General features: G+C 73.8%; 15 protein-coding genes and 1 riboswitch. Of the genes, 9 read left to right on the top strand and 6 right to left on the bottom strand.

Annotated features, from left to right (window positions below):
• Positions 1–3: 3 nt before the first annotated feature.
• A complete protein-coding gene (locus tag ABT015_RS02175) occupies positions 4–1,503 on the bottom strand; it encodes a CoA-acylating methylmalonate-semialdehyde dehydrogenase (RefSeq protein ID WP_350875808.1) in 1,500 nt (499 codons plus the stop codon).
• A 217-nt stretch (positions 1,504–1,720) separates the two neighbouring features.
• Positions 1,721–1,893: riboswitch (cobalamin riboswitch) on the bottom strand.
• Positions 1,894–2,161: 268 nt separating this feature from the next.
• Between ABT015_RS02175 and ABT015_RS02170 the strand changes: the two genes are divergently transcribed.
• The 3 genes from ABT015_RS02170 to ABT015_RS02160 all read left to right on the top strand — a co-directional run bounded on the left by ABT015_RS02170 (position 2,162) and on the right by ABT015_RS02160 (position 4,275).
• The gene (locus tag ABT015_RS02170) at positions 2,162–2,614 is read left to right on the top strand and encodes a BlaI/MecI/CopY family transcriptional regulator (RefSeq protein WP_350875806.1); all 453 of its coding nucleotides are present in this window, start codon (positions 2,162–2,164) and stop codon (positions 2,612–2,614) included.
• The gene (locus tag ABT015_RS02165; RefSeq protein WP_350875804.1) at positions 2,605–3,552 is read left to right on the top strand and encodes a M48 family metalloprotease; all 948 of its coding nucleotides are present in this window, start codon (positions 2,605–2,607) and stop codon (positions 3,550–3,552) included. Before ABT015_RS02170 ends, ABT015_RS02165 begins: the two co-directional genes overlap by 10 nt.
• Before the next feature lie 195 nt (positions 3,553–3,747).
• On the top strand, positions 3,748–4,275 hold the full coding sequence (locus ABT015_RS02160; RefSeq protein WP_350875802.1) for a MarR family winged helix-turn-helix transcriptional regulator: 528 nt from the start codon (positions 3,748–3,750) through the stop codon (positions 4,273–4,275).
• Between the two features lie 3 nt (positions 4,276–4,278).
• Here ABT015_RS02160 and ABT015_RS02155 read toward each other — a convergent pair whose 3' ends face one another.
• Genes ABT015_RS02155 through ABT015_RS02140 form a run of 4 tightly spaced genes read right to left on the bottom strand, consistent with a single transcriptional unit; the run spans position 4,279 to position 9,138 of the window.
• Positions 4,279–5,742, bottom strand: coding sequence for an ABC transporter ATP-binding protein (locus ABT015_RS02155; RefSeq protein WP_350875800.1), 1,464 nt, complete (start codon positions 5,740–5,742; stop codon positions 4,279–4,281).
• Positions 5,739–6,590, bottom strand: coding sequence for an ABC transporter permease (locus ABT015_RS02150; RefSeq protein WP_350875798.1), 852 nt, complete (start codon positions 6,588–6,590; stop codon positions 5,739–5,741). Before ABT015_RS02150 ends, ABT015_RS02155 begins: the two co-directional genes overlap by 4 nt.
• Positions 6,587–7,585, bottom strand: a complete 999-nt coding sequence (locus ABT015_RS02145) for an ABC transporter permease (RefSeq protein WP_502897254.1) — start codon at positions 7,583–7,585, stop codon at positions 6,587–6,589. Before ABT015_RS02145 ends, ABT015_RS02150 begins: the two co-directional genes overlap by 4 nt.
• Positions 7,582–9,138: an ABC transporter substrate-binding protein gene (locus ABT015_RS02140; protein ID WP_350875796.1), complete on the bottom strand. Its 1,557-nt coding sequence runs from the start codon at positions 9,136–9,138 to the stop codon at positions 7,582–7,584. Before ABT015_RS02140 ends, ABT015_RS02145 begins: the two co-directional genes overlap by 4 nt.
• A 382-nt stretch (positions 9,139–9,520) precedes the next feature.
• Here ABT015_RS02140 and ABT015_RS02135 point away from each other — a divergent pair, with 382 nt between their 5' ends.
• From ABT015_RS02135 to ABT015_RS02110, 6 genes are all read left to right on the top strand, one after another.
• Complete coding sequence (locus ABT015_RS02135) at positions 9,521–10,501, top strand: TauD/TfdA family dioxygenase (protein WP_350875794.1); 981 nt, start codon at positions 9,521–9,523, stop codon at positions 10,499–10,501.
• An 84-nt stretch (positions 10,502–10,585) separates the two neighbouring features.
• The gene (locus ABT015_RS02130) at positions 10,586–11,575 is read left to right on the top strand and encodes an ornithine cyclodeaminase family protein (protein ID WP_350875792.1); all 990 of its coding nucleotides are present in this window, start codon (positions 10,586–10,588) and stop codon (positions 11,573–11,575) included.
• The gene (locus tag ABT015_RS02125) at positions 11,566–12,909 is read left to right on the top strand and encodes a type III PLP-dependent enzyme domain-containing protein (RefSeq protein ID WP_350875790.1); all 1,344 of its coding nucleotides are present in this window, start codon (positions 11,566–11,568) and stop codon (positions 12,907–12,909) included. Before ABT015_RS02130 ends, ABT015_RS02125 begins: the two co-directional genes overlap by 10 nt.
• A 38-nt stretch (positions 12,910–12,947) precedes the next feature.
• Positions 12,948–13,979 (top strand): cysteine synthase family protein, encoded by a 1,032-nt coding sequence (locus ABT015_RS02120; RefSeq protein ID WP_350875787.1) that lies wholly within the window; start codon positions 12,948–12,950, stop codon positions 13,977–13,979.
• A gap of 35 nt (positions 13,980–14,014) precedes the next feature.
• Positions 14,015–15,487 (top strand): MATE family efflux transporter, encoded by a 1,473-nt coding sequence (locus tag ABT015_RS02115; protein ID WP_350876322.1) that lies wholly within the window; start codon positions 14,015–14,017, stop codon positions 15,485–15,487.
• Between the two features lie 293 nt (positions 15,488–15,780).
• Positions 15,781–16,725 carry a nitrilase-related carbon-nitrogen hydrolase gene (locus ABT015_RS02110; protein WP_350875785.1) on the top strand — a complete coding sequence of 315 codons (945 nt, stop codon included), beginning with the start codon at positions 15,781–15,783 and terminating at the stop codon, positions 16,723–16,725.
• A 154-nt stretch (positions 16,726–16,879) separates the two neighbouring features.
• Here the strand turns inward: ABT015_RS02110 and ABT015_RS02105 are convergent, their stop codons facing one another.
• On the bottom strand, positions 16,880–17,278 hold the full coding sequence (locus ABT015_RS02105; RefSeq protein ID WP_350875783.1) for a response regulator transcription factor: 399 nt from the start codon (positions 17,276–17,278) through the stop codon (positions 16,880–16,882).
• Positions 17,279–17,445 lie beyond the last annotated feature (167 nt).

The following is a 17,445-nucleotide window of genomic DNA, read 5'->3' as shown; positions in this document are numbered from 1 at the left end:
CCCTCAGCCCATCGTCGGGATGGTGAAGCTCGCGCCCTCCTTGACCCCGGAGGGCCAGCGCGAGGTGACGGTGCGGGTGCGGGTGTAGAAGCGGATCGAGTCCGGCCCGTGCTGGTTGAGGTCGCCGAACCCGGAGCGCTTCCAGCCGCCGAAGGTGTGGTACGCGACCGGCACGGGGATCGGCACGTTGACGCCGACCATGCCGGTGTTCACCCGGCGCGCGAAGTCCCGTGCCGTGTCGCCGTCCCGGGTGTAGATGGCCACGCCGTTGCCGAACTCGTGCTCGCTGGGCAGGCGCAGCGCCTCCTCGTAGTCGGCGGCGCGGAGCACGGTCAGGACGGGGCCGAAGATCTCCTCCCGGTAGATCCGCATGTCGGGAGTCACCCGGTCGAACAGCGAGGCGCCGAGGAAGTAGCCGCCCTCGTGCCCCTCCAGCCGGAAGTCCCGCCCGTCGACCACGAGTTCGGCGCCCTCCTCGACCCCGAGGTCCAGGTAGCCGCGGACCCGCTCCAGCGCGTCGGCGCCGACCAGCGGGCCGAAGTCCGCCGCCGGGTCGTCCGAGCGTCCGACCTTCAGCGCGGCGATCCGCTCGACCAGTTTGGCCACCAGGGCGTCGGCGGTCTCCTCCCCCACCGGGACGGCCACCGAGATCGCCATGCAGCGCTCGCCGGCCGAGCCGTAGCCGGCGCCGATCAGGGCGTCCGCGGCCTGGTCGAGGTCGGCGTCCGGCATCACGATCAGGTGGTTCTTGGCGCCGCCGAAGCACTGCGCCCGCTTCCCGTGCGCGGCGGCGGTGGCGTAGACGTACTGGGCGATCGGCGTGGAGCCGACGAACCCGACCGCCTGCACCCGCGGGTCCTCCAGCAGGGTGTCCACGGCCTCCTTGCCGCCGTTGACCACGTTCAGCACGCCCGGCGGCAGCCCGGCCTCCAGGAACAGCTCGGCCAGGCGCAGCGGCACCGAGGGGTCGCGCTCCGAGGGCTTGAGGACGAAGGCGTTGCCGCAGGCGAGGGCGGGTGCGGCCTTCCAGAGCGGGATCATCGCCGGGAAGTTGAACGGCGTGACGCCCGCGACCACGCCGAGCGGCTGGCGCATCGAGTACACGTCGATGCCGGTGCCCGCGTTGTCGCTGAACTCGCCCTTCAGCAGGTGCGGGATGCCGGCGGCGAACTCGACGACCTCCAGGCCGCGCTGGATGTCCCCGTGGGCGTCGGCCACGGTCTTGCCGTGCTCGGCGGACAGCAGCCGGGCCAGTTCCTCCTTCTCCTGCTCGACGAGCTGGAGGAAGCGCAGCAGGACGCGGGCCCGCCGCTGCGGGTTCCAGGCCGCCCACGCGGGCTGGGCCTGCGCGGCGTCGGCGATCACCGCCTCGACCTCGGCCCGGCTCGCCAGCGGCACCCGGGCCTGCACCCGGCCGGTGTTGGGGTCGTACACGTCGCCGAAGCGACCGGAGGTGCCGGCGGTGGGCTTGCCGGCGACGAAGTGGGTCAGTTCTCGGACCATCGGGTTCCTTCTCTCGACAGGGGTGGGGAGAGGAGGAGGATCGGAGGCCGCCGCGGGTCCGCGGGCACACGGTGGTGCGCCCCGCGGCACGGGCGTGCGGCGGCGGAACGGAACGTCAGGGCGTGGACGCCCCGGCGGCCGTGGGCACGGGACAACCAGGAGCGGCAGTGGAGCGGGAGCAGCCCGGGGTCATGCGTGTCGTCTCCATCCTCGTGGAAAACACGGAACACCCGCGGCCGGTATCCTGACTCCCGGATCACCGCACGCCCCCAGGCCTTCCCGGCTGGCTGCCAGTAGCCTTCGTCTGCGAGGACGAACTCCCCGGTCACAGTGGCGGGACCGTGCCGGACTCACACCGGCTTCCCTGACACCGCGGACCTGCCATCGACCATATAGTTGGACGTCCTAGTAAGTCCAGAGGCCCGCACGCGCGTTGCGCCACCGGCTTTCCACCGCGCCGAGCGACACGCGACCGGACGGGGTCCGCGATCGGGCGCCCGGCAGCGCGGGGCCACGAGCCCGTAAAGTTAGCTGAGGCACACCTAAGCAACACAGGCCGAGCCCATCCTCGCCATACCAGCGCGGGTGGGCCTCGACTGCCGACCGCTGTCGGCGCCGGGGGTGTGTCTGCCGGGAGTGTCGGGACAGGGAGAACGATGTGAGGGACGGTCGGGACGCCAGGCGTCCGCACGGGGAGCTGGTCGCGGACGTGCTGGCGGTGTTGTGGGCGGCCGGCGAGCCGCTGACCGCCCAGCAGGTCAAGGCGGCGCTGGACCACGGGCTGGCCCGCACCACCGTGGCGACGATCCTCACCCGCCTGCACGAGAAGGGGACCCTGGTCCGCAGCCGCCCCGCGCGGTCCTTCGCCTACGCCCCGGTGGAGGACGCCGCCGGGCTGGCGGCCGGGCGTATGCGCCGGGAGTTGGAGAAGGAGCCTCAGCGGGACCTCGTGCTGAAGCGGTTCGTCTCCTCCCTGTCCGAGGACGACGAGGACGTCCTGCGCCGTCTGCTCCTCGATGCCGAGGCCGAGGCCCAGACCGATGCCGCTGCCGAGGCCGCGACCGCGACGGACTCCGGCAGGCCCGAGCCCGAGGACGACGCATGGGCCTGATCCTGGTGGTCGTCGCCCTGGCCCTGCTGCTCCCCTGGGCCGCGGCGCCCGCCGCCCGCCGCCTGGCTCTGCTGCTCCCCCCGCGCGAGGCCTCGCTCGCGCTCACGGGCGCGGCCGCCCTGCTGGCGGGCGGCACCGTCGCGGCACTCGTCGGGCTGTTCCACGTCCCGTTCCTGGCAGGCCTGGAACACCTGCCGCTGTCCGACGTCGTCGCCCGGTGGCCGGCCGTGGTGCCGGTGTCCTGCGCCGCCGGGGCCGCGCTGGCCGTCCAGGCGGTACGGCTGACGCTGCGGTGGCGCGGGCACCGCGTGCTCCTCGCCCGCGCCTGGGGCCTGACCGCCGATGCCACGAGCGACGGCGACCTGCTCGTGGTCGCGGGCAAGGAGGCCGAGGCCTTCGCCCTGCCCGGCCACCGGGGGCGCCCCGGCCGCGTCGTCGTCTCGACCGGCATGCTGAGCGCGCTGGGCCCGGCGGAGCGCGCGGTGCTCCTCGCCCACGAGCGCGCCCACCTGCGCGGGCGCCACCACCTGCTGTCCGTCGCCGCCGACCTCGCCGCCGCCGTACACCCGGCGCTGGCCCGGCTGCGGGCCGACCTCGACTACCACCTGGAACGCTGGGCCGACGAGCGGGCCGCCGCCGCGGTCGCCGACCGGCGCACCGCCGCGACCGCCATCGCCCGGGCGGCCCTGGCCGGATCGCCGGCCGCCCACCGGGGCGCCGGGCCCCTGCTGTCCGTGAACACCGGCCCCGTGCCCCAGCGCGTCCAGGCCCTCCTGGGCCCCGAACCCGCCCGCCCGACCGGCCGCAGGGCGCACGCCGCCGTCGCCCTGGTCGCCGCCGTCACGGTCGCGGCCCTGCTCGGCCTGGCCCTGGCCTACGGGCTGCACGAGTACGTCGAGTACGCGGCCCGGACCTTGAGGGCTCACGGCACGGTCTGACGACATCGATGTAGACCAACCGTGCGGGTCCGGGTATCGTGAGGCTCGGCTTACCCGCGCGGGCCTTGGCGCAGCCGCCCGCCGGCGATTCGGAGGCCGTGTCCACCCCGGCCTCCGGGCTCGGCACCCCCGCGCGGTGCCGCCACCACGGCCCCGACCCGAGAACACGGCGGCCACCGGACGATTGGACCTGGTGTGTACGACGGGAGGACGGGCTCGACGAGCCCCTTCGAACAGACCGTCTACCTCCTGTCGACGGCCGGCCGGGCGGTCGACCGGCTGCTCGCCGACCGGCTCGACGCGAGGGGACTGGGCCCGGCCCACCAGGCGCTGCTGTCCACCCTCTCCCGGCTGGGGCCGCACGGGCGCCGTGACCTCGCCGAGCACGCCGCCGCACCCGAGACCGACTCCGCCCGGGCACTGGACGACCTCCTGTCGGCAGGCCTGGTGCACTCCATGGTCGTCCAGATCGGCGGGCGGCAGGAGGTGCTGACGATCACCCCGGCCGGACAAGCCGCGCTGGACGTGCTGCACGACGACGCATCCGCCGTACAGGGCGACCTGCTCGCCTCGTTGACGAAGGGCCAGCGCACCGAACTCAACTCCCTGCTGCGGCGGGTGTGCACGGCGGCTGCCCGCGGCGCGGGGCGCCGCACACCCTCGCGGCCGGGCCCCGAGCGGGAGCTCATCGGCGGACAGCGCCGACGGTGGGTCGCCGAGTAGGGGTCAGCGGATGCCCGCGGGGTGCTGCGCCGTGAGCGGTGCGGGGTGGGGGCCCGCGAGAGGCAGGACGTGGTCGGCGCGGCCGGTGACGAGGGGGAGGTCATGGCTGACGAGGACCACCGCCAGGCCCCGGCTGGTGCGCAGGTCGTCGAGGAGTTCCATGAGCGCGGCGGCGGTGTCGGTGTCGAGGGCGGAGGTGACCTCGTCGCAGAGCAGGACGTCGGGTTCGGCGGCCAGGGCGCGGGCGAGGGAGACGCGCTGGCGTTGGCCCCCGGAGAGTTCGTGGGGGTGGCGGGTCGCGTGGTGCGGGGGCAGGCCGACGGCGGTGAGCAGGTCGGCGACGCGCTCCTCGCACCGGGCGGCGGGAAGGCCGAAGTGCAGCTTCAGCGGCCGGGTGAGGGTGGCACCGACGGTGTGGGCCGGGTTGAGGGCGCCGAGCGGGTTCTGGGGGACGAGCTGGATGCGGCGGCGCTGGTCGCGGCTGCGGCGCCGGTAGGACGGGGCCAGGTGCTCGCCGTGGAGGATGACGCTGCCGGACTCGGGCCGGTGAAGGCCGGCCAGGGTGCGGAGCAGCGTGGTCTTGCCGCATCCGGACGGGCCGGTGATCCCGGTCAGCGTGCCGGGCATCAGGACGAGGTCGACGGCGGCGAAGACGCGGTGGCGGGTGCGGGCCGTACCGATGCCGGCGCTGAGCGCCTTCACCTCCACGACGGGCGGCATCTCGGCGGCCCGGGTACGAACGCGCGCGGCCTGCGCGCCCGTTGCCGGCGCAGCCCCGGCCGGGACTGCGGCAGGGCGGTCGGGCCCCAGGGCCAGAACGTCGTCCGCGCAGCGGGCGACGAAGTCGGGGTCGTGGCTGGTGAGGGCGATGGCGAGGCCGTCGGAGTCGGCGATCTCGCGCAGCAGGTCGGCGATGTCGTCGCGCAGCGCCGCATCGAGGCCGGCGGTGGGTTCGTCGAGGAGGAGGATCTCGGGCCGTCGGGCGAGGGCGCGGGCAAGCGCGACACGCCGCTGCTGACCGCCGGACAGGCCCGCGGGGCGGCGGTGTTCGAGGCGCTCGCCGACCGGCAGGCGGACCGCGCGCAGCAGGTCGGGTACGGAGGTCCGGCGGCGGTCGGCGGCGGTCTCGGTCAGGAGGCGGTCGACGCGCATGCGCGGGTTGAGGTCCGAGCCGGGGTCCTGGCCGACGAAGGCGAGCTGGTGGCGGCGGAGGCGGCGCAGGTCCTCGGGCGGGAGGGCGAGGATGTCGTGGCCGAGGACGTCGAGGGTGCCGGTGGTGACGCGGGCGCCCGGCGGGAGGGCTCCGACGAGGGCGCGCAGGAGGGTGGTCTTGCCGGCGCCGGAGGGGCCGGTGATGGCGGTGACGCGGCCCGGGGTGAGGGTGAGGGTGGCGTCGGTGAGCAGGGGCGTGTCCGCGAGGGTGATGGACAGGCCCGTGGCGCGGGCGGCGGGGGCGGCGGTGCTCACAGCGGGGTCTCCGGGGTCGGCCGGGCGGGGGCGAGGGCTTCGGCGGCGAGGTTGACACTGATGGCGAGCAGCCCGATGGCCAGGCACGGCGCGCCGACCGCCCAGGGGTTGAGGGTGATCCCGGCGGCGTTCTCGCGGATCATCAACGCCCAGTCGGCTTCCGGGGGTTGGGGGCCGAGCTGGAGGAAGGCGGCGACCGAGACGATGTAGACGCCTTCGACGAAGCGCAGGCCGAACAGGGCGAGGAGGGTGGAGCGCAGGTTGGGCAGTACCTCGCGGACCGTCAGGTGCCACAGACGTTCGCCGCCGACGGCCGCGGCCTCGACGTAGCCGGTGGCGGCGATGGGGGCGGCTGCCGCGGCGACGATGCGCACCGCGTAGGGAATGCCCAGGAGGGTGGCGGCGGCCGCGACGGCCAGGCGTCCCCCGGCGGGCCAGGCCAGGGCGATGAGCATGATGGCGAGGACGGAGGGCAGGAGGATCGTCAGGTCGGCGGCGCGTTCGATCCACCGGCCGAGCCGGGGCCGCAGGACGGCGAGGATGCCGAGGACGGTGGCCGCCGCCGTGACGACCAGGGCGATGGCCACGGCGGTGGCGATCAGGGGCGCGCCGCCGGTCAGCAGGCGGCTGAGGACGTCGCGGCCGAGCTGGTCACCGCCGAGCGGCGCGTCGCCGCCGGCTTCGGCGTAGGGGAAGGTGACGGGGGTGTCGATGGGGTGCGGGGCGAGGAGCGGTCCGGCGAGGGCGAGGAGGACGAGCAGGAGCGCGGGCACGGCGCGGACGAGCACGCGCCTGCTTCGCCGGGTGGCGGGCGCGGGGGCCGCTGCGGTCGGGGCATCGGCGGTCATCGGCGCTCCTCTCCGAGGGCGGTGGTGCGGATGAGGTCGGCCAGCAGCAGGAGCAGGCTGATGGCGGCGCCTGCCGCGGCCACGACTCCGGCGACGAGCGGGGTGTCGCGGTCGGCGATGGCCCCGGCCAGGACGGCGCCGATGCCGGGGTAGTTGAAGAGGGTCTCGACGACGACGGTGCCGCCCAGCAGCATGCCGGCGGAGGTGGCGATGCCGACGGCGATGGCGGACAGGGCGCCGGGGAGCATGTGGTGACTGAGGATGCGTCGGCGCGCGAGGCCGTCGAGGACGGCGGCCTGGACGTGCGGCAGCGCGGCCTGGTCGGCGAGCGCGCCGCGCACGATGCGGGTGTTCCAGCCGATCTGGGGGATGGCCAGCGAGAGCACCGGCAGGACGAGCATGGTCCAGGACTCCGGGGCTCCGTCGGGGCCGGTGAGGGTGACGGCGGGCAGCCAGCCGGTCCACTGGGACAGCAGGAGCAGGAGAGCGACGGAGACGACGAACTCCGGGAGGGCGAACGCGGCGGTGGAGGCGGCGTCGATGGCGCGGTCGGTGCGTCCGCCGGGGCGCAGCGCGGCCCGGCTCCCGAGCGCGAGGGCGCCGATGGTGCTCAGGGCGAGGGCGAGGGTGCCCAGGAGCAGGGTGTTGGGGAAGGGGCCGGCGAGGATGTCGGTGACGTGCTGGCCGCGCGCGGTGACGCCGAGGTCGCCGGTGGGCAGGCCGGTCATCCAGTCCCAGAAGCGTTCGGCCACCGGGCGGTCGAGCCCGAGGGCGCTGCGGCGGGCGGCGAGGTCGGCGGCGGTGACCCCGCGCTCGGCGGTCGCGCCGGCGGCGTCGCCCGGGAGCAGCTCGACGGCGGCGAAGACGCCGGCGAGCAGGACGGCGAGCAGGGCCAGGCGCCGGGCCGCCTGACGGGCGACCCGGCCCGCACCGGGGAGGATGCGGGCCGGGACGCCCTGCGGCGCGCGGGCGCCGGCCGGCTGAAGCGTGGTCAACGCGCCAGCCAGGTCTTCTCGAGCTGGACGCGGCCGTAGCCGGGAAGCCTGGGCAGGTCGCGCACGGCGGCTCCGGCGAGGTCGATGCCGTCGGCCATGCCCCACAGCAGGTAGCCGGACCGGGCGAACTCGATCTCCTGGAGCCGGTGCAGCAGTTTGTCGCGCGCGGCGGCGTCGGCGGTGCCCATGGCCGTGCGGTAGGCCTCGTCGAATGCGGGGTCCTTGAAGGCGGACTCGTTCTGGCCGGCGTCGGAGAGCATCGTCTTGGAGGCGAAGAAGACGACCGAGTCGTTGGTGCCCCAGTACGTCGTGTAGAGCGGCGCCTTGAGCCAGGTGGCGTCCCAGAAGGTCTTGGAGTCCTGCTTCACGACGTTGATCTTCACGCCGGCCTCGCGGACCTGGGTGGCGAAGAGGGTCGCGGACTCGGCGAGGCCGGAGACGTCCTCGGTGGTGATCAGGTCGTAGGTCCGGGAGGTGTCGAACCCGGCGTCGGAGAGCAGCTGCCTGGCCTTGGCGAGGTCGCGCCCCCGCTGCGGTATGTCCTTGGCGAAGGCGGGGTCTCCGGTGCCGAGGATGTCGTTGGCGACGCTGCCGTAGCCGGAGAGGACCTGCTTGACCATGGCGTCGCGGTCGACCGCCAGCTTCAGGGCCTCGCGCACCCGTGCGTCGGCGAACGGGCCGTCGGCGGTGCGCATGACGACGGGCATCGCCATGTCGTTGGGGCGGCGCAGGATCTGGACGTCCTTGCGGGCCTCGGCGGTGCGGGCGGCGACGGCGCCGACGTTGGAGGCGAGGTCGATCTGCCCGGCGAGCAGGGCGTTGGCCATGGCCTGCGGGCTCTCGAACAGGCGCACCTCGACGGCGTCGAGCAGCACCTTGCCGCCGTACCAGTTGTCGTTGCGCACCAGCCGGGCGTTGCCGTCGCGGTACCAGTCGAGCTTGAACGGGCCGGTGCCGGGGGCGCCGGCGATCGCGTCGTCCTTGGTGTCCTTCTTCAGGACGAAGGTGGTCAGACGGGTCAGCAGCGGCAGATCCGCGTTGGGGTAGTCGGAGACCAGGACGACGGTCTTCGCGTCCTCGGCGCTGATGCCCTCGGGCTGGATGCCGGGCAGCCGGCTCTTGCCCGCCGGGGTGTTGCGCAGGCGCTGCAGCGACCAGACCACGTCGGCGGCGGTGACCGGGGTGCCGTCGTGGAACGTCGCGCCGTCGGCGATCGTGAAGCGCCAGGTCTTCAGGTCCTCCGACGGCTTCCAGGAGGCCAGGCGCGGGACGGTGTTGGCGGTGGATCCGGGAACGGCCAGCGTGTCGTAGAGCAGGCTGATGATCAGGTAGTCGCTCTCGTTGGCCTGCGTGCCGTGCGGGTCGCGGGTGATCGCGGAGGCCTTGCCGAGAGCGCCGACCTTCAGCGTCCCCCCGGCGCGGGGCTGCGAGGACGCCGAGCCCGCGGATGCGGCGTCCCTGGATCCGCCCGCGCCACTGCCGCAGGCGGCGAGCGCGCCGGCCGCCCCGACACCGGCACCGGCCCACAGCAGCTGTCGTCTGGTGACGCCCACGTTCGTTCCTCGATTCGGGTTGAGCTCGATTTGCTTAGGCTTACCTACCCTAAGTTTGAGACAGGTCGCAAGCCGCCCGACGGAGCGCACCGACCCACCGGGCGTGCGCCTCCCTGCCGCAAATGGCAATCCGAGCAGCGGAGTTGACCCTGCGCGGCAGGTGCGCCGCCACCCCGAACTGAGACTACGTAAATGTAGACATCTGGCCGGGTAAGGCTTGCCTTACCTCGAAGTCGTTGTTACGTTTCCTGTCGTCCGGCCGTCGGAGCCGACCCGGACCCCACGCCTCACGCGCTGCTCCCGCCCGCCGTCCCGCACCGGCGCGGTGATGCCGCGTGCCCGCACCACCTCCTCCCCAGCCCTGCCCATGGAAGGCCCCGTCGTGCCCACCTGCCCTGCCCCGGTACGCCGCCTCGACCCCGCCGCCACCGCGGAACTGACCGCCACCGCCGCCAAGCTGCTGGACTTCCACGGCTCTGCGACCAGTCCCCACCTGCTGGCCGACCTGCCCGTGATGTGCGCCCAGCTCAGCCGCGAACTCCGGCACGCGCTGCGACCCGTGGACACCGCCGACGGCCTGTTCGTGCTGCGCGGACTGCGCCCGGACGACGCGGAGCTGGGCCCGACGCCCGGCCACTGGTCGACCGTCGGGGACGCGGGCGCGCTGTGGGACGTGGTCCTGCTGCTCGTCTCCACGCTGATGGGGACCCCGATCGCCTGGGACGGCCAGCAGGAAGGCCGGTTCGTGCACAACATCGTGCCCTCGCCCGGCCACGAGAGCGAGCAGACCGGTGCCTCCAGCTCCGTCCTGCTCACCCCGCACACCGAGGACGCCTTCCACCCCGGCCGCGCCCACCTGCTCCTGCTGTGCTGCATGCGCAACCACGACAACATCGCCACCACCGCGGCCAGCATCCGCCTCACCGACCTCGCCGACGAGGACGTCGACCAGCTCAAGCGTCCGATCGTGCCGATCCTGCCCGACGACGCCTACGAGCAGGCCCGGCAGTTCGCCGGCCGACCCGCACCGGTGCCCACCCTCTTCGCGGCACCCGAGGGCCTGACCATGCGCTTCGACCCCGCCTACACGCCGGTCGAGGACGCCGACGAAACCTGGCGCGCGGCCTACCGGCGCCTGGAGGACGAACTCGCCCGCGTCTCGGTGGCGGTGAGCCTGGAGCCGGGCGACGTGCTGGTCGTCGACAACGACATCGTCGTCCACGGCCGCGTCCCCTTCCGGGCACGCTACGACGGCACCGACCGCTGGCTCAAGCGCGCCTCCGTGCGCGTCGAGGGCCGACCCACCCGCCCGGTCGCCGAACACGACGAACACGGCTACGGCCAGGCCGCCCTCACCGCCTGACCCGCCTTACCGCCATACCGCCTTCCTGCCATACCGACTTACCGCCTTCCAGATGCCGCCTCACCCATCCGAAAGGGCACCCCCGTGGACCGGGACGACACCACCCTGCGCGTACTCTCCACCAGCGACCTCGCCGGCCTGGACATCACCCTGACCGACGTCGTCGACACCGTCGAACAGGCCTACCGCACCCTGGCCGCGGGCCAGTCCGACAACCCGCGCAAACTCACCGTCAAACCCGCCGACGGACACTCCGTCTCCTACGCCATGCTCGGCCGCGACGGGGCGCGCAACGTCGTCGCCATCAAGACCTCGTACAAGCACGGCCTCGACAAGGGCCGCGAGGAACAGCACTACTACACGACGCTGACCGTCTACGACGACATCACCGGCCTACCGGTCGCCATGATGGACTGCTCGCGCATCGGCTCACTGCGCACCCCGGCCGTCTCCGCCCTGCTGGCCCGTGAGTGCGCCTCCCCCGACGCCTCCACGGCGCTGGTGATCGGCACGGGCACGCAGGGCCGCCTCGCGCTGCCGTTCCTGCTCACCACCCTGCCGAAGCTGGAGCGGCTGCTGCTGGCCGGCACCCACCCCGACGGCACAGCCGCCGTCCGCCAGGAGCTGAAGCGCCACTTCCCCGGCCGTGAGCTGGAGTTGGTCACCGACCTCGAGCGCGCCGCGCACGACGCGGACATCATCGTCGCCACCGCCGGCGCTCACACCCGCGCCGCCGTCGAGGCCGACTGGCTGAAGCCCGGCGCGACCGCGATCCTCGTCGGCCACGGCCTCGCACCGTCCACGCTGCACCGGGCCGACCGCGTGATCGCCACCAGCGAGGCCCAGATGCGCGTCACCGGCACCGACATGGCCGACGCCGACGGCAACCTGCCCGTCGTCGACCTGGAGCTGCCCGCCGCCATCTCCGGCGCCTCCCAGGCCCGTACCGCACCCGACCAGCGGATCTTCGCCTACAACAGCGGCCTGGTCGTCACCGACATCGCGCTGGGCCACCGCTTCGCCCAGCTCGCCGCCGACCAGAACCTCGGCACCGAGGTCGCGCTGTGGCGCTGACCCTTCCCGCCCACCCCGACCCCCTCCACGACAGGATCGCGGCCGGAGACCTCCTGCACGACCTCTCCCACGCCTTCGGCGGACCGTTCCACTTCGTGCTGCCCGAACGCTTCGACGCCAACCTCGCAGCCTTCCGGGCCGCGCTCGACGAAGCGCGGGTGGCGGGCACCGTGTACTTCGCGAAGAAGGCCAACAAGGCCGCCGCGTTCGTCGAACGCTGCGCCCACGCGGGAGCCGGCGTGGACGTCGCCAGCCACGGCGAGCTGCGCGAAGCCCTCGGCCACGGTGTGCGCGGCGAGGACATCGTCGTCACCGGCCCCGCCAAAGCCGACCCGCTGCTGCGCGTCGCGGCCCTCCAAGGCGCACTGACAGCCGTCGACTCCCTCGACGAACTGAGCCGCATCCTGCACCTGGACGTCCCCCGACCCGTCCGCATCCTGCTGCGCCGCTTCCCGCCCACCCACCCCGGGAGCCGCTTCGGCCTCACCGACGACCAGCTCGACACCGCGCTGCTGCGCTGCGCCGCGGCGAAGGAGCGGGTCCGGATGGAGGGCTTCAGCTTCCACCTGTCCGGCTACGACGTGCAGCCCCGCACCGACCTCGCCGGAGAGCTCGTCGAACTCTGCCTCAAGGCACGGCTTCTGGGGCTGCAGGCCGACCGGATCAGCATCGGCGGCGGCTTCGCCGTCGACTACGTGCCCGCCGAGGCCTGGCGCACCTTCCTCGCCGAGCAGGGCCCCGACGACTACCACGCCCGCAAGTCCTTCGGCACGAGCGACTTCTACCCCTACCACTCGCCCGTCGCCGGGGCCGATGCCCTGCGGGCCGTCCTCGCCGCCCGCCCCCACGGCACGGGTGACTCGCTGGCCGGGCGGCTGCGGGAGGCGGGCGTGAAGCTGCTGCTGGAACCCGGACGCGCCCTGCTGGCCGGGGCCGGCTCCTCGGTGTTCGCCGTCCAGGGCGTCAAGGACCGCCCCGGGTACGGGATCGTCACCGTCGCCGGCACCAGCCTGAGCCTGTCCGAGCAGTGGTTCAACAGCGAGTACCTGCCCGACCCCCTGCTCCTCACCCCGCACCCCGGCCAGGACGCCGCGGAGTACCGGGCGTGCGTGGGCGGGGCCAGCTGCCTCGACTCCGACCTGCTCACCTGGCGCAAGATCGCCTTCCCCCGCCGCCCCCGGGTCGGCGACCTGCTCGTCTACCCCAACACCGCCGGCTACCAGATGGACTCGAACGAGTCCCCCTTCCACGACCTCCCCCTGCCGGCCAAGGTCGTCATCCACCACGAGAACGGCCGGCCGCGCTGGCGCCTCGACCGCCGCCCGGCCCTGTGACCCCACGCCACCCCGCTCCCGAGAGGGCCCTCCCTGCCATGACCGACGCTCTCCACCGCCCCCCGGTGGTCACCCGGATGACCGACCTCATCGGCTGCACCCCGCTGTTCGAGCTCGCCCGCGCCGACAACGGCGCCCGCCTCCTGCTGAAGCTGGAGATGTTCAACCCCACCGGCAGCGCCAAGATCCGCATGGCCCGGCAGATGGTCCTCGACGCCGAGGAACGCGGCCTGCTGCGCGAGGGCGGCCACATCATCGAGTCCACCTCCGGCAACACCGGCCTCGGGCTGGCCGTCGTCGCCGCCGAGCGCGGCCACCGCTTCACCGCCGTCGTCGACAACCACGCCGCCGCCGACAAGCTGCGCGGCATGAAGGCGATGGGCACCGAGCTCGTGTACGTCGACGCCGACACCGACGGCGAGGAGCTCCACACCGCCGCCCGCGAGGAACTGGCCGAGGAGATGGCCCGCGGCAAGGACAACACGTTCTTCACCGAGCAGCACAACAACCCCAGCAACGCGGTGGGTTACTTCGCGGTCGGCCGGGAGATCGCCCAGGCCCTCGACAACCGGGTCGACGTGCTGATCGGCGCGGTCGGCACCGGCGGCGGCCTGTGCGGCACCGCCCGCGAGCTCAGGAAGTACGTGCCCGGTGTCTCGGTCGTCGGTGTCGAGCCGAAGGGCTCGATCGCCTTCGGCCCGCCCGCCCACGACTACTACCAGTCCGGCACCGGCACCCCCGAGGGCGCCACCATCGGCCTGCTCGTCGACTACGACCTCATCGACGAGGGCGTCAAGGTCGGCGACGTCGAGGCCTTCGCCACCGCCCGCGTCGTCGCCCGCCGCACCGGCCTGCTCATCGGCGGCTCCGCCGGCGGCGTCGTCCACGACGCCCTGGCCCGCCTGACGACCCTTCCGCCGGACGCCGTCATGGTCGCGTTCATCAACGACGGCGGCGAGAAGTACATGGATACCGTCTTCAACGACGACTGGATGACCGCCCGCAACCTCGTCGACGAAGCCGTCGAGGCCGAGATCGACGAGTCCCTCGCCAAACTCCGCAGGCCCTGACTTCTGGAGACGTGACCAGAGACGTGACACCCACCATGCAGCAGCTGACCACCCTGGCGCGCGACAGCCGCGCCCTCACCGCCCTCGCCGTGCCGCTCGCCCTCACCCAGCTCGCCCAGGTCGCCCTCACCACCACCGACACGATCATGATGGGCGTCCTGGGCACCGAGGCGCTGGCCGCCGGCGGCCTCGCCCTGGTCATCTTCAACCAGCTCCGCACCATGGGCGTCGGGCTGGTCACCTCCGTCGGCAACCAGGTGGCGGCGGCAGCGGCCCGCGCCGAACGCGGCGCCGAGGAGGCCGGGGCCGAGGAGGCCGGGGCCGCCACCCAACCGGCCACCGGCGCCGCCCCCGAAGCGGCCACCGACGCCGACCACGAGGTCCGGGGCCTGGTGCGTGCCGCGATGGCCGTCGCCACCCTCGCCGGCCTGGCCGGCGCCGTCCTGATGGTCCTCATCGGCCAGGCCGCCACCTGGCTCGGCCAGGACGCCACCGTCGCCCACCGCGCCCAGGGCATGCTCGCCGCCCTCGCCCCCGGCCTCGTGCCCTGCCTCTGGTTCCAGGCCGTCCGCCAGTTCACCGTCGGCATGCGCCGCCCCCAGGCCCTGCTGCAGATCACCCTCGCCTCCGTCGCCGTCAACGCCGCCCTCAACTGGGCCTTCATCCACGGCACCTGGGGTCTGCCCCGGCTCGGCCTCACCGGCATCGGCGTCGCCACCAGTAGCGTCTACCTGCTGTCCTTCCTCGCCCTCTACGCCTCCGCCCGCCGCGACCCGCACCTCGCACCCCTGCTCAGCCTCGACTTCTGGCGCGCCGATCCGGCGACCGTCCGCCGCCTGCTCGGTCTGGGCACCCCCATCGCGGCCACCTACGGCTCCGAAGCCGGGTTCTTCTCCGTCACCGCCCTGCTCGCCGGCAGCTTCGGCCCGGCCGCGCTCGCCGCCCACACCGCTGTCAACCAGCTCATCTACATCGTCTTCCAGGTCGCCGTCGGCCTCTCCCACGCAGCCTCCATCAACGTCAGCCGCGAACTCGCCCTCGGCGAGCACGCCGCCGCCCGCCGCATCAAGAACACCGCACTCGCCTGCGGCGCCGCCGTCACCACCCTCGTCGGCATCGTCTACCTCACCGTCCCGGACCTCGTCCTGCGCCCCTACTTCGACCCGGACTCGCCCGCCGACCAGCAGGGCCTGGCCATCGCGACCAGCCTCCTCGCCGTGGTCGCCGTCCTGCAGTTCTTCGACTGCGCCCAGAACATCGGCGTCGGACTGCTACGCGGCCTCGACGACACCAGGAGCGGCTTCCGCATCACCCTCATCGGCTACTGGGTCGTCGGCCTGCCCTTCGCGTGGCTCCTCGCCTACCCCCTCGGCGGCGACATCCGCGGCCTCTGGTTCGGGCTGCTCATCGGCCTCGCCACCACCGCCGCCCTCCTCCTGCGCCGCTACAGCCGCACCCTCACCGCGAAGGCCGCTGCGGCGCCCGACGCCGTCTCCGCCGGAGCCTGACCGCCCGCCGGAGGTGCCGGGGCAAGGCCCCACCCCGCCCTCCGGCGGCACGTGTCGTTCCTTCGCGGGCCCCCGCCCCTTGCCGGAACGTTCCGGCATGGCTACATTCTTCATCACGCCAGCAAAGCTGACTGAACTTTCAGTTACACCGCAGGGCCGCGCCAGCACCAGAGAGCAGAAGGAACACCCATGACCACGTCCACCCCCACCGCCCGCACGGCCGCCGGAGGCCCCGCCTCCGGCGCCTCCCGCGCCTGCCGGACGTCCCGCCGGCAGACGAGGACGGTCCGCCCGTGACCTCGTACGCCGTTCTCACCTCCTTCGGCTCCCCGCTCGGCTCCCCCGGCCGCACCAAGCCGGCCGAACGCGCACCGCTGCGCGTCGGGCTCGTGCAGATGCGCTGGCACGCCGACCCGTCCGAGCACGACGCCCGGCTGCGCGAGGGCGTGGCACTCGCCGCCGCGCAGGGCGCGACGATGGTGTGCCTGCCCGAGCTGACCCGCAGCCCCTACTTCTGCAACACCGACGACCCGATGGGGGAGGGCGCCGCCCGCTACCTGGAGGACGTCGAGACCGGGCCGACCGCCGGCCTCGCCGCCGAACTCGCCACCGAACTCGGCATCAGCGTCCACGCCTCCCTGTACGAGCGCGCCGAGGACGGCGGCCTCGGCTACAACACGGCCATCTGCGTGGACCGCGACGGCACCCTCGTCGCCAGGACCCGGAAGAACCACATCCCGGCCTTCCCCGGCTACCGCGAGGACCTGTGCTTCCGCCCCGGCGACAGCGGGTTCCCCGTCCTGGCCCACCAGGGCGCCGCCTTCGGCTTCCCCACCTGCTGGGACGAGTGGTTCCCCGAACTCGCCCGCGCCTACGCGCTCGGCGGCGCCGAAGTCCTCGTCCACCCCACCGCCATCGGCTCCGAGGTGGACCTCCCGGACTTCGACACCCGGCCCATGTGGGAGCACGCCATCAGCGCCAACGGCCTCGCCAACGCGCTGTTCATGATCGTGCCCAACCGGATCGGGACGGAGGGCCGGTCCACCTTCTACGGCTCGTCGTTCATCTCCGACCCGTACGGCCGGATCCTGCTCCGCGCCCCGCGCGACCGGGCCGCCGTCCTGGTCGCCGACCTCGACCTCGACCAGTGCCGGGACTGGCGGGAGTTCGGCCTCCTGCGCACCCGCCGCCCCGAGCTGTACGCCCCGCTGACCGCGGCGAGCCGCACCGACGCCTGACCGGACGCCCCGGCGCACCCCCGCCGGGGCGTCCCACCGCCCCGGCGGGGGTCTGCGAGTCGGCACTCGCGACACACCGGAGGTCGGACGCGCGCCGGGACTGACGTCAACTACCTGGCTCAGTAGCGAAGTTGACGCACCCGCCGCGCCGACCTCAGCCGGTGGCCGCCGGAGTGGGCGAAGCCGCGCCGGTGGGCGGGGCCTGGCAGGGCAGGACGACCATCACACTCACACCCTGGCCGGGCTTCGACGCACCCGCCGAAACGGTGTAGCCGTCGGGCTCGTGGACGGCATCGAACTCCCAGGTGGGCGCGGTGGACTGAGCGTCCGAACCGGACGCCGAGGAGGTGATCCTGAAGCCCTCGCCCGCGAGCTTCTCCCGCAGCGCCCGCAGCACCTCGGGACGCTGGTCGTCCGTGGCCTTCAGCAGGACCCCCGAGTTGAGCTGGTACGCCTCGCCCTCGTCGGCGATACCCAACCCCCGCCCCGGGCACCTGTAGTAGCCGATGAGCTTGCTCCACGGATCCCGCTCAAGGCCCGTCAGCTCGCGCACGTGGTCGTGGACCCGATCCGTCCGGGCCAGCGCTTCATCCCGGGACTCGACACGTGTGGGCGCGCTCGGCGTTTGCCGTCCTCCGCCCGGCGACCCCACGGACGAACACGAGCCGAGCACCAGGGCGCCCGACACCATCAACACGGCCGCGCGGGCCGCCCGTGCGG

Source organism: Kitasatospora sp. NPDC094016 (genome assembly GCF_040304045.1).
GTDB lineage: Bacteria > Actinomycetota > Actinomycetes > Streptomycetales > Streptomycetaceae > Kitasatospora.
The sequence above is the reverse complement of the archived record's forward strand: the minus strand, read 5'-3'. Positions and strand labels throughout refer to the sequence as shown.

Bases quoted from the DNA above. Each gene is read 5' to 3' on its own strand.
- ABT015_RS02175 (WP_350875808.1), bottom strand. From the start codon at position 1,503: ATGGTCCGAGAACTGACCCACTTCGTCGCCGGCAAGCCCACCGCCGGC.
- ABT015_RS02165 (WP_350875804.1), top strand. From the start codon at position 2,605: ATGGGCCTGATCCTGGTGGTCGTCGCCCTGGCCCTGCTGCTCCCCTGG.
- ABT015_RS02150 (WP_350875798.1), bottom strand. From the start codon at position 6,590: ATGACCGCCGATGCCCCGACCGCAGCGGCCCCCGCGCCCGCCACCCGG.
- ABT015_RS02120 (WP_350875787.1), top strand. From the start codon at position 12,948: ATGACCGACGCTCTCCACCGCCCCCCGGTGGTCACCCGGATGACCGAC.
- ABT015_RS02115 (WP_350876322.1), top strand. From the start codon at position 14,015: ATGCAGCAGCTGACCACCCTGGCGCGCGACAGCCGCGCCCTCACCGCC.